Source organism: Bacillus sp. FJAT-27445 (assembly GCF_001510665.1).
Taxonomy (GTDB): Bacteria; Bacillota; Bacilli; order Bacillales; family Cytobacillaceae; genus Bacillus_D.
This window is the reverse complement of sequence record NZ_LMTI01000007.1, coordinates 156,968-169,909: the sequence shown is the minus strand read 5'-3', so window position 1 is coordinate 169,909 and position 12,942 is coordinate 156,968. Positions and strand designations below refer to the sequence as shown.

The following is a 12,942-nucleotide window of genomic DNA, read 5'->3' as shown; positions in this document are numbered from 1 at the left end:
AATGGGAATATTGAAGCGAGTAAGAAAAGATTGGGTTTTATATGTGATGCTGCTGCCTGCGCTTCTGTATTTTGGAATATTCAATGTCATTCCTCTGATCGGGATGAAACTTGCATTCCAGGATTATCGGATAATCGGAGATAACGTATGGGTGGGATTGAAACATTTTAAGATTCTGTTTAGCTCACCGGTCTTCATGGATGTCTTAAAAAATACTGTCATCATTTCAACAATGAAAATGGTATTCTTTTTCCCGGTGCCAATCATACTTTCAATCATCATTAATGAAGTCAGGAATGGCCCTTTTCGAAAATATGTGCAGTCTGTTATTTATTTGCCGCACTTTTTATCATGGGTAGTCATAGCGGGGATTTGGATAAGCTTTCTGAACCCCGGTGATGGCGGAATAAATGTTATAAGGAATTTTTTCAATCTGCCGTCCCTTGATTTCATGACAAGCAAGGACCATATCCGTTGGGTGCTTGTCTTTCAGGAAATGTGGCGCAGCGCCGGCTGGGATTCAATCATTTATCTAGCGGCCATCATGAAAATCAGCCCATCTCTATATGAAGCAGCAAAGATAGACGGGGCGTCCCATTTTCAGCAAATGAGGTACATCACCCTACCGGAATTGAAGGGGACGATTATCACTGTATTTATCTTGAATCTCGGCTTTTTCATGAATGCAGGTTTCGACCAGGTTTTCAATATGATCAATCATTCGGTTATTTCTGCCATTGATATATTGGATACTTATGTCTACAGGATAGGTATTTTAAACGGCCAGTATGCTTATGCGACAGCTGCCAGTTTGTTCAAAGGGGTTATCGGTGTCATATTGATTCTTTCCACTCATTTTATTGCAAAAAGAGTTAGTGGAAAGGGAGTCTGGTAGGAGGTATGGTATGCGAAAATTAAACTTCCCTGTTTTGATTATATATACGATTCTATTTCTTTCGTCCATAACAGTTCTAATACCAATCCTGAACCTATTGGCCATGTCCTTATCCGATCCCTTAAAGGTCCATGAATTAAAAGGGCTGGATATTTTCCCTAAAGGATTTTCCTTCATCAATTATAAAGTTTTGTTTTCAAATCCTTTAATTGTGAAGAGCATCTTCAACAGTATTTTTATCACAGTTATTGGGACTGCTATAAATCTTTTTTTAACAGCAATGGCCGCCTACGTGCTTGCAAGGACGGATTTTGTTGGTAAAAGGCTTGTTATCCTGCTGTTGATTGTCATCATGGTATTTGAGCCGGGACTCATCCCGGAATATCTGTTAGTTAAGAACCTTGGTTTATTAAATACATATTGGTCCTTGATCCTTTATAAGGCAATCAACGTATTCTATCTATTTATTATGATGAGATTTTTTGAGGATGTTCCTGATAGTATTCTTGAGGCCGCAAGGATTGATGGCGCGGGCCATTTTAAAATATTCACAAGCATCATGCTGCCGCTTTCTAAACCAGCTTTGGCGACACTTGGATTGTTTTATGGAGTGTTCCATTGGAATGAATATTTTCGTGCCACCATCTACTTAACAGATCCCAATAAATGGCCGCTTCAGGTAGTATTGAGGCAATTTGTTGTGGAAAGGGACAACACCTCGCTTCTTGGGGCGCAAAATGTACTCTCGTATGATCAGATTGCCAGCCTTGATTATTCATCGTTGCAGGCAGGCACTATCATTATATCCATCGTACCGCTCCTGCTCTTCTATCCTTTAATCCTCAAGTATTATGCCAAGGGAGCTCTTGAAGGGGGGGTTAAAGACTAATCTTACAGGTTTCAATTCTATTTAATTTTTATCTTTAGCAGAAATAAAAAAACCCTTCTGGGAGGAATTTTGATGAAAAAGTTGCTGATTGTACTTTTCGCCATTTTATTAGTGTTGACTACCGCGTGTTCTGATAAGAAGACTTCTACCGATGAAAAAGACAATAAAAAAGAGGGCCCTGTTACGCTGAAAGTTGTTTATAAAGATGAAGGCCCATCAAACCCGGTAGCTAAGCAATATTTTGAAAGCCTTTCCAAAGCGTTAAAAGAAGATGAAAACCTGGATGTAACATTTGAACTTGTTGAAATGCCACAAGGAAATTACGCGGAAAAATTGAACCTGCTTCTTCTCTCCGGGGACATTCCCGATATGATTTATTTCCAGGGTGGAGACTTGCAGATTTCTCAGCAGGGGCTCCTTGAAGACTTGACACCTTATATAGAAAAATCAAAGAATATCAAAAATATTTTGGAGCCTCATAACAAAAAAAGACTCGAAAATTATCCTTATCTCCTTTGGATTAAACCGCTTGACTCAAAAGTTCCTGTCATGAGAAAAGACTGGTTCGAAAAGCTATCAACCTCCCAAGCGTTACTGGATGAGCCGACAGTCGACAATTATTATGCATTTTTCAAAGAATTGGTGTCCAATCCTCCGGGAGGAAGCAAAAAGCCAACCTATGCGCTTACTGCCGCAGGGGACATTGTTGAAATTGATTTTATCTTCAAGAGGGCATTCGGCTTGAACCAAACTTGGCTTGAAAAAGACGGTAAATATGTTTATGGCAAGGCTTCGGATAATGAAAAGACAAAGCTTGAATTCTATCAGAAGCTTTATAAAGATGGCCTGCTTGACCCGCAATACCTGACTAAGCAGTGGGATACAAAAGAAAAAGCTTTCTATGATGGTGAAGCAGGGGTCATTGTCGGAACAAATGGAAAAATAATTGATATTTATAATGGCAAGATGACACAGGTAAATGGTGAACAGTCTGAGGTCGTTGTGCTTCCTCCAGCAAAAGGTGAAGACCAGGGCTTCACTTCTACTGATATTACAAAAGAATCACGGGGAGTCGCGATAAGCTCGCAGTCTAAACATAAGGATACTGTATTCGCAGTACTTGATTACCTTGCCAGTGAAAAAGGCCAGTTGCTCGACCGTATCGGTTTTGAAGGGGAGCACTACAATGTTACCGACAGCGGCATTGAGCTGACTGACAAATATTACGCTGAATGGTATGCCCGTTTCTGGGAGCCTAGCGAGTTTAAGACGGAAAAACCGCTAAATACTCCGTTATTGAGCGTGCCGGCCCAGAAGTCCAGGGATTTGGCCAACGAATTTTACAAAGAGGATAATGCCTTCATCATCCCTGAGGAATATGCAGCCAATTGGGATGCAATGGAAAACCTTTATAAGGAGTATGCAACAGACATAATTACCGGCAAAAAGCCAATTAGCGAGTTCGATAAGTTCGTAACTGAATGGGAAAAAGCCGGAGGAAAAGAACTTACGGAATACGCAAACAAAAACATTAAGTAAGGAGTTTAGCCATGATATCTTTTCAGGATAAAGTAAGAGGGGCTGTCCTCTCAGTTGCACTTGGTGATGCACTGGGCGCGCCGATTGAAAAGCTAAGCTACCAGGAAATCAAGGATAAGTACGGCCGGGTGGAAAGCCTCCGGACGAAATGGTACAAGGAGGATGCTCCACCCGAGGTTAATCTGGGAAGGCACCGCGGGAACGGAATCGTAACCGATGATACCTTGATGACAAAAGCGCTCATTAATGTGTATCTGAAGGAAAAACGGCATCTTGATTCCTACGACATGGGGAATGAATTTATAAAGGAAATTGCCTTCCGAAAAACCTATATTCCTGAATTCAAAAAAGAAGCTCTAATCATCGACCGCCTGTTCTATCCTGAAAAGTATATTTTCGTCAGGCATGTCCTTGCCAATTGTGAACCGCGTGAAGGCGGTATTGGCAACATGATCAATTGTGGCGCGGCCATGTATATTGCGCCAATCGGGATTGTTAATGCTGGAAACCCGAAAGCGGCTTATGATGAAGCGATCCTTTTCGCCATGGGCCACCAAAGCAGTTATGGACTTGAGGCTGCGGGAGTCCTGGCAGCTTGTATAGCCAGGGCTTTCACTCCCGGTGTTACTATCAATGACATTGTCAACACGGCTATTTCCCTTTCGAAAGATGGGACACGAAATGCCATCATTGATATAACTTCGGCCGCCAATGAACTACGGGAGAAGAACTGCGATATGGATAAAGTGGTGGAAACACTGCATTCTGTAATCGCAAAGTATTCTCCGATGAAAGATGATGTCCACCGCCAGATGGAAAAGGTAGGCATTCCATCGAATCACTATACTCCGAGCCGATTATTCTCGATAGAGGAGCTTCCGCTTGCCCTAGCCTTCATTGTCCTGAATGAAGGGGAGTATTACAAGTCGATCTATGATGGAATCAATTCAGGGCGGGACACCGATTCAATCGGTGTCATGATTGGGGCAATCCTTGGGAGCATGTATGGAATCCAGGCCATTAATAGAGCTGACATCGATCTTCTTGAATCAACGAATAAAATGAACCTTCTTCAAACAGCGGATGGCTTTGCAAAAACGGCCCAAGAAATCATCGAAGCTGATTTAAGGTTAAATGAAGACAGGAAAATGTTGTTTTAACTGCAATGAATGGATGTGAATTCTATGTTTTCCAATGACTATATCCAGAAAGTATACGCCGGCTTTCTTGGGATGAACGCAGGAATCCGTCTTGGGGCCCCGGTAGAGCCGACAGAGTGGACGGCTGAAAAGATTCTTTCTGTATATGGCGATATAAAAGGCTATGTGAAAGATTACAAGACTTTTTCCGCTGATGATGATGTGAACGGTCCGGTCTTTTTTATCAGGGCCCATTACGATGATGCAAGGGACAGGGACCTGCAGCCGCAAGATGTGGGAAGGGCCTGGCTTAACTATTGCCGCGAGGGCATTGGCATGATTTGGTGGGGCGGCGAGGATGCGAGTACCGAGCATAAAGCCTTTAACAACTTGAAAAAAGGGATTGAAGCGCCCCGTTCAGGTTCAGCCGAGCAAAATGGGATTGTCCAGGCTGAACAAATTGGCGGCCAGATATTCATCGATACGTGGGGATTGATGTATCCAGGCAAGCCGGAACAGGCAGCCCATTTTGCTGAGGTTGCCGCAAGTGTATCCCACGATAAAAACGGGCTTTATGGAGCAAGGTTCATTGCTGGCTGCATCGCCCAAGCCTTCGTTTCGGAAGATATCCGTGAAATCATTGATCAAGGGCTAATGCTTATTCCTGATGATTCCACCTATGCCCAGGTTACTAAGGCAGTGATAAATTTCCATGGAAATAACCCTGATAATTTTAGGGATTGTCTTGATTTCCTTCATAGAGATTGGGGATATGATAAATATCCGGGGATATGCCACATCATCCCAAACGCGGGAGTTTGCATCCTTTCACTTCTTTATGGGAATGGCGATTTTGCGAGAACGATTGAAATCGCGACAATGTGCGGCTGGGATACGGATTGCAATGCAGGGAATGTTGGAACAATTGTAGGCGTAATGGCGGGGCTTGATGGAATTCCTGAACATTACAGGCAACCTATGAATGATAACGTAATCACTTCAAGTATTTCTGGATATTTAAATATGGTAGATATGCCTACGTTTTCAAAAGAAGTTGCCCTCCTTGGCTATCAATTGAATGGAGTGGAGCCGCCTTCCGGGCTGGAAGATTCTATTAAAAGGGGAGAATTGTACTTTGATTTTAGTTTCCCTGGATCAACCCACGGTTTAAGAGTGAGCAACACTTTCAAAACTCCGGTCATCAGGCATAACGCTGTGATAGGTGACGGCTCTCTTCAGGTAGTAATCGACCGGATGGTTGAGGGGGACAAAAGCAAAGTATTCTATAAGCCATTTTATCGCCGGGATGATTTCAATGATGAAAAGTATAAGCCCGTATTCTCCCCGCAGGCTTTAAGCGGCCAAACTGTGAAAGTTGATGTTTTCCTTGACCAGTGGAGGGGTTCTGAAATTACAGTTGCACCATTTGTGAGGAAGACATTCTCGAAGCAGGATGCCTTTTTAGAAAAAAAGATTCTTAAGCATGGTGAGTGGACAGAGATTGAATTCACACTTCCGCCTTCAGGGGGAGATATTTTTGATGAAGTCGGCTACTTGATTGAGAGCCCGTCCACACTGACCAACCGGGCGTTTGGCTCATTGTACTTCAAAAACTTCCATGTGTATGGGAAAGCACAATATAGCATTGACTTTTCCCTGCTCAAAAAAGAGTTCCTTAGCCTTATGCCTTTCTCACATAACAGAGGAGATTGGGAGATTGAAGGGGACACTATCCGATGCAGAGCAAGTGAAAACTGTGCTTCCTATACAGGAAATTATTTTATGCGTGATGGAATTGTTGAAACTGTCATTGAGCCTGTTATTGGCGAGAGCCATTGCATTGCATTCCGTGCGCAGGGTGCTGAGCGAGGATATTTTATCGGGCTGGATGGCGCCGGCCAGGTTTCACTGATCCTGAACAATTTTGGCTTCACTCGTATTAAAACTGTAAGTTTTCCATGGGAGTATGAACAAAAATATAGAATGAAAGTAGAGTTTACGGATAACGTCCTTCGTTTCTTCATTGATGAAAATGAAGTTTTGGTTCATGATGATGAAACAATCACTTATGGGATGATTGGATTTGGTTCAATTACTCCTGGCGAAACACTCTACCATTCTTTATTGGTTAAAGAAAACATCTGAAGATCAGCCCGAAATGGATTTAACTTGTTGAATCTTTTTCGGGCTTTTTAGTCAAAATAGCACTTTGCAGGAAGGATTTTTATTTTGAAAAAAGACACAGCAACAATTCGAGATGTCGCCAGGGAGGCAGGTGTATCTGTAGCGACTGTTTCAAGATATATTAATAAAAATGGCTATGTAAGTGAAAGTACATTAAAAAAAGTTAAACAAGTAATGGAAGAGCTTAATTATCACCCAAATGAAATAGCCCGGGGTCTGGCCAGGAAAAGAACAAATACAATCGCACTGGTTATTCCGGATATTACGAATCCATTCTTCCCAGAGCTGGTTGTCTCCATTGAAAAAGTGGCCAAGGAAAAAGGGTACCGCCTCATATTAATTAATTCTGATGAAGAGAGCATCCTTTCAAGTATATTCTGGAGAAGCCTTGAAAGCCGTTATACCGACGGGCTGATTCTTGCTTCGTTTCAGTTTAACGATTCGGTTTTGAAAGAATTGAACGGAATGAATATTCCTTATGTCCGAATTGACAGAGCTGCAGATATAAGTTCAGCCGATTCAATTGGAATTGATAATTATAAGGGGGCAAGGCTAGCTGTCAGCCATTTGATTGAAATTGGCTGCAAGAATATTGCCCATATAAGTGGCCCGCCGACTTTCCAGCCATCACTGGAAAGGCTCAAGGGATATAAGGATGAGCTTGCCGAAAAGGGCGTCAACTACGTGCCAGTCATTTTAGAAGGTGACTTTTCACTAGAAAGCGGAAAAGCCTTGACGGAGAAGCTATTATCTGAACATCCGGATATCGATGGCATCTTCCTGGCAAATGATATGATGGCAATCGGTTCATTAAAAATTTTAAAGCAGCTTGGGAAGAACGTGCCCGAGGAAATCGCCATTATTGGCTTTGATGGTATAAAACTAGCCGAAATGGTAGACCCGGAAATCAGTACGATTGAGCAGCCGATTTATGATATCGGGGTCTTAGCAACCTCCAGGCTAATCAACATGATTGAAAATAATCATACTCTCGATGGGGATTTCCAATTGGATGTCTGCTTGGTGAAGAGAGAATCAACGCTGGGTTTTAAAAAAAAAAACATGAATAGAAGTGCAGATTTGCATAAAGAGGATTGCCACCTAAACTTGGATGAGTTATGTGAAATAAATCTTACCTAATACAATGTATCGGAGGTTGAGGTATTGAAAAGACTTATTAGTTTTGCCATGGTTGTTTTTCTTCTTGCATCTCTATCAAATTCGATTGTAACAGCAAAAGAAAAGGTGAGGGATTCCAGCACTAAAATTGTTGAATCTATCACGTCACAAGCGTTGGTTCATGACCATACCCCTAAACAAAATAAGCTGACCTACAAAATCTACCTTCCAAAAGGATATGATTCCAAACGGGAGGAAGGATATCCTGTCATCTACCTTTTGCATGGCAGTTCGGGAAATGAAAATAGCTGGGATGGATTCTGGGCCAAACTCGACAACCTCATTGAAGAAGGAATTCTTGAACCAGTTATTGCAGTCGTCCCTTCCACAGGAAACAGCTATTGGGTTGACTCTGAAAAGTTTGGTCATTATGAAAAATCTATCATAAAAGACCTCATTCCTCATATCGATAAAAAGTACAACACAAAACCCGAGCGTAAGAGCAGGTATATTTCCGGATTTTCAATGGGTGGATACGGAGCCTTACGATACTCGCTTGTATATCCGGAACTGTTTTCCGGTACGATTCTATTAAGCCCAGCAATTCAAAAAGGACAGCCGCCTGTAACTTCCGGGGCTGTTGAAAGGGGAAGCTTTGGAACCCCCTTCGATCCCAATCGTTGGGAGCAATTGAACTATCCTGCCGCATTGGAATCTTATGTAAAGCAGCCTTTCCGTGTCCCTTTCTATATTGTAACTGGTGACGATGACTGGAATCACCTTAGTGAAAGAGAGGATCTTTCACCCGATGCTTATAAGTACAATATGGAAGTCCAGGCTGTAGAACTTTATCAAGAACTCCATCGGAAAAACCTTTTTAACAAGGATTTTGACAAGTGGGAAGATGTTCCTTCCAATTCGGCCGAACTCAGGATTATTAACGGAGGGCATGGGATGGATGTTTGGCTCCAGGGCTTTGAAGAAGGGCTGAAATACTTGTTCGGCAAACAAGAAAAAAAGGATTTTTCTCCTACCTATCAAGCGGCCAATTATGAAACACCAAATAAAGGCACTGTCCAGCTTCGTACCTTTGTTTCCGAATCACTGGGTAACGGGTCCAATCAATCTGAAAACATGCTGTCCTATAACATCTATTTACCAAAAGGCTACAATACAGCGGATGGGAAGAAATACCCGGTAATCTATCTTCTCCATGGTAGCGGAGGTTCAGCAAGCAGCTGGGACAGGTACTGGCCAATCCTTGATAAAATGATTGATGATAAAAGGATTAGCCCTGTAATCGCCGTCGCTCCAATAACAGGAAACAGCTATTGGGTCGATTCAGCCAAGTACGATGCCGTGGAAACTGCTGTCGTGAATGATTTGGTCAGGGAAATTGATACAAACTTTAATTCTATCACTTCGAGAGAAGGAAGAGGGCTTGTAGGCTATTCGATGGGGGGATATGGTGCATTACGATACTCATTAATCTACCCGGAAAAATTCGCGGCAACGGTGCTATTAAGCCCTGCAATTCAGGATGGTGAGGCTCCCGCGACCTCTGGAGCGGTTGAGCGGGGCTCATTTGGGGAACCATTTGACCCGCAAATCTGGGATAAACTAAATTATCCAACAGCCCTTAAGGCTTATAGTAAGCAACAATACAAAGTTCCTATGTTTATTTATGCCGGTGACGATGACTGGAATCATTTGAGCGAAAAAGAAGATCTTCCACCTGATGCAAACAAATACAATATGGAGGTCCAGTCCGTTTCTTTGTACCAGAATCTCCACAGGTCAAACATCTTTAACGAGGACTTTGAAAAGTGGGGAAAAGTCCCAGGAAGTCCTGCTGAGCTTAGAATAGTAAATGGAGGACATAGCTCACATGTTTGGGGGAAAGGTTTTGAGGAAGGGCTACAATACATGTTCCAGAACGGATTGAGTTCTGCCAAGGATAAATAAGGTTTTTCCCTAAAATATGCTCCACTTAGGGTGAAATAAGGAGGCGGCTTGCATAAGTAAGCAACAGCCCCATAGAAAAAAGTGAATTACACTGACTACCTTGCATGGACTGAAGATAAAAGAGTTGAGGTCATTAACTGCCCGGAGGAAATGCGCCTGGCAGTTTTTCTTAATCACCAAGACTTTATGAAGGATTTTCCAAATGGATAGTCGAATAGTTATATTGACGATTTTAAGAAAACTCTATCCAGTCATGTAACCTTTTCACCAGAATATGAATCAATTAAATTAAGTAAATATGCTTAAAAATAATTGGATATTATCGGTCGCGGGAAATATTGTTTTTAATGGTAGGTTTAGTTTAGTTCATTGGCACATGCTTCAACTGCTCCACACTAACTCGCTGGGAGGGGACCAGGGATGAAGGAGAAAATGAAAAGGTGCATCAATTGCAAGAAGCTGCTTACCAACTCGTCCAAGGTTTGTTTTCGATGTGGAAGCATTAATTTGAAAACCGATAACAGCAAATGGCTAAAGAGAATCATTTGAAATTAATGCTGACAGGATTGCTGATTATCGGTTCGGCTGGGAATTCATCCACGATGATGGAAGCGGGCTGTTTTTTTAAAAGCAAGGAGAAACACTCATTGTCACGACACAGAAGTGGACAGGGGTTTACATGTTAATCAAAATTCCCGCAAAATATAATCAGTAGTTCTTTTGTAAAAGGCAGCCCAATTTTTTGTGAATTGGACTGCTTTTTGATTGTCTAAGAAATTTTAAAATCCAACATGGTGGATAACTCGAAAAAGGTTTTAGTAATCCAGCTCCACCAGGATAAGCTTCGGAAGCATAAGCTTCGCACGAAGAAAAAGCGTTAGCTTTTTCGAGGAGCGCCTAGCCCCTCGAGGTCTTAAGCCGGTTCCCTCCGGAGGGCAGGCCCATCCTCGGAAATGCTCGCATTTCCTTCGTGCGTGGGCGAATTCAGGGATGCCATTCAGTGTCCTGCGGGCCCCGTCTTAATCTGGTCGGGGCTGACCACTAAGGAAAGCTTCCGAGAATAAACATCGCAGGGACAGGCGGTCTTTGCCTGTCGCGAAGGCTCTTGCGCATCTTGTTCTTTCCTCGAGATTCCTTGCCGCAACAGCCGGCAGGCTTCATTGGATGGAAATGCCCCATCACATCGGTAAAAAAATGAAGCAGAGGAAACGTCCCCTGCTTCACATTAAATTGCTTGTTTCATATTTATGCTTTTTCCTTCTTTGCGGCGGTTTCTGTACTCAGCAGCAGCTGTGAACAGGACGTCCGTTGAAGAGTTAAGGGCTGTTTCAAAGGAGTCTTGGAGAACGCCGATGATAAAGCCAACGCCAACGATCTGCATTGCCACATCGTTTGGAATTCCGAACAAGCTTGCTGCAAGTGGAATCAGTAATAGTGAGCCGCCGGCCACCCCGGATGCACCACAAGCGCAAATAGCTGAAAGTACGCTTAGTATAATAGCTGTCGGTATGTCTACTTCAATTCCAAGTGTATTAACCGCTGCCAATGTCAGTACTGAGATTGTTACTGCGGCACCAGCCATATTGATGGTGGCACCAAGTGGGATGGAGACGGAATAGGTATCCTTGTCCAATCCAAGTTTTTCACAAAGCTTCATGTTTACCGGAATGTTGGCAGCAGAGCTACGGGTAAAGAATGCTGTAATTCCGCTTTCCCTTAAACATCTCAATACGAGTGGGTATGGGTTTTGGCGGATCGTGAAATAAACGATTGCCGGATTGACAATAAAAGCGACAAAGAGCATGCAGCCAATCAATACGGCCAACAGTTTGCCATAGCTCAGCAGCGACTCAAGGCCGTTTGTAGTGATTGACTCAATGACAAGTCCCATGATGCCAAGTGGTGCTAGCTTGATAACCCATGTCACAATTTTGGCTATCGCATCTGAAAAATTTGAAATCATTGTTTTGGTTGTATCCGGTGCATTGCGCAGGACAATACCCAGGACAACCGCCCATGCAAGGATACCAATGTAATTCGCATTGTAAATCGCTTTCACCGGATTGTCGACTACATTCAGAAGCAAGGTTTTAAGAACTTCGACAATTCCCCCGGGAGCCGCTACGCCTTCAGCGCCTTTCACAAGCGTCAGGCTTACCGGGAATATAAAGCTGACGATTACCGCGATTAATCCGGCTAAAAAGGTTCCTAAAAGATACAGGAATATGATGGATTTCATATTCGTTTGGCGGCCGCTCTTATGCTGTGCGATGGCAGACATGACAAGGAACAAGACCAGGATTGGCGCAATCCCCTTTAAAGCACCAACAAATAAAGAACCAAAAATAACTAGAGGCTTTGCTACACTGGGAATCGCAACAGCCAGTATGATACCAACCACCAAACCAATGATGATTTGCTTGACCAGGCTCAACTGATTCCACTTCTTAAATAGACCTTTCATTTTCTCCCCCCGCTTGTGCAAATTGACTTTCTGTGCTTATAGTATAACTTTGCGGCAGCTATTAAAATGCTATCCACCAATAACAGTAAATATAAAAGTATTATATTGAAAATTTAGATATATTACAATGACGCAAATAACTTTGTTAAAAATAAAAATGCCTTAAATCCCATTTTTTTGATAAAAATCCATAAAAAGTTCATAAATTAGTAAAGTTCCAGGTGATTTTTGAAGGTTCTAAATTTAGAAAATCTTTAGAATTTATATTATCCTAATATAGAAGATAATGGTATTAATCTCTTAAAAAAGCATAATGAGGCAGGGAATGGTTCTCCTGCCTCATTGCAATCACCGTTGGAAAACGATTGATCAATATCCCCGACCATGATGCCAACATGAAGCAGGGGACGTATCTAGTGCTTCATTCGTTCTCCATTTTATTTATTGTTTTCGTTTATATACAATTTTTTGACTAAAGTGAAGCAGGAGATTTTCTCTGCTTCACTTTCTCGCCTTTTAAGGTACAAATTTGGGCCGTCCGCTTTGCTTTTCTTCTGTAAGTACCATTTCTCCACCCATCGCCTCGATAGCTGCGCCCAATGACTGCAGCCAGTCACCAGTGATGGCAATACTTTGCGCTTCTGGTAGAATACCTGGTGCCTGTCGTGTTATTTCTTTGGTCACACCTATTGATTCTGTTATTTGGCCAAACATTTGAATCAGGACGCCTTTCGCCAACGTTTGCTCT

Annotated in this window: 9 protein-coding genes; 7 read left to right on the top strand and 2 right to left on the bottom strand. The window is 42.5% G+C overall.

The features are described from left to right. The first annotated feature begins 1 nt into the window (after position 1). The 7 genes from AR337_RS20235 to AR337_RS20205 all read left to right on the top strand — a co-directional run bounded on the left by AR337_RS20235 (position 2) and on the right by AR337_RS20205 (position 9,730). Positions 2–895 (top strand): sugar ABC transporter permease, encoded by an 894-nt coding sequence (locus AR337_RS20235; protein ID WP_059173851.1) that lies wholly within the window; start codon positions 2–4, stop codon positions 893–895. Positions 896–905: 10 nt separating this feature from the next. Continuing rightward, positions 906–1,784 (top strand): carbohydrate ABC transporter permease, encoded by an 879-nt coding sequence (locus tag AR337_RS20230; RefSeq protein ID WP_059173850.1) that lies wholly within the window; start codon positions 906–908, stop codon positions 1,782–1,784. 72 nt (positions 1,785–1,856) lie between these two features. Continuing rightward, positions 1,857–3,323, top strand: coding sequence for an extracellular solute-binding protein (locus AR337_RS20225; RefSeq protein ID WP_059173849.1), 1,467 nt, complete (start codon positions 1,857–1,859; stop codon positions 3,321–3,323). Between the two features lie 11 nt (positions 3,324–3,334). Further along, positions 3,335–4,483: an ADP-ribosylglycohydrolase family protein gene (locus tag AR337_RS20220; protein WP_059173848.1), complete on the top strand. Its 1,149-nt coding sequence runs from the start codon at positions 3,335–3,337 to the stop codon at positions 4,481–4,483. Between the two features lie 24 nt (positions 4,484–4,507). Next, entirely contained in the window at positions 4,508–6,607 is a 2,100-nt protein-coding gene (locus AR337_RS20215; RefSeq protein WP_059173847.1) for an ADP-ribosylglycohydrolase family protein, read from the top strand. Positions 6,608–6,691: 84 nt separating this feature from the next. Continuing rightward, on the top strand, positions 6,692–7,786 hold the full coding sequence (locus AR337_RS20210; RefSeq protein WP_082687095.1) for a LacI family DNA-binding transcriptional regulator: 1,095 nt from the start codon (positions 6,692–6,694) through the stop codon (positions 7,784–7,786). A 24-nt stretch (positions 7,787–7,810) separates the two neighbouring features. After that, a complete protein-coding gene (locus AR337_RS20205; protein WP_059173846.1) occupies positions 7,811–9,730 on the top strand; it encodes an esterase family protein in 1,920 nt (639 codons plus the stop codon). A 1,225-nt stretch (positions 9,731–10,955) separates the two neighbouring features. Here the strand turns inward: AR337_RS20205 and sstT are convergent. Together sstT and AR337_RS20190 are read right to left on the bottom strand one after the other, a co-directional pair. Beyond that, a complete protein-coding gene (gene sstT, locus AR337_RS20195) occupies positions 10,956–12,194 on the bottom strand; it encodes a serine/threonine transporter SstT (protein WP_059173844.1) in 1,239 nt (412 codons plus the stop codon). A 516-nt stretch (positions 12,195–12,710) separates the two neighbouring features. Then, positions 12,711–12,932: a hypothetical protein gene (locus tag AR337_RS20190; RefSeq protein WP_059173843.1), complete on the bottom strand. Its 222-nt coding sequence runs from the start codon at positions 12,930–12,932 to the stop codon at positions 12,711–12,713. Positions 12,933–12,942: the final 10 nt, after the last annotated feature.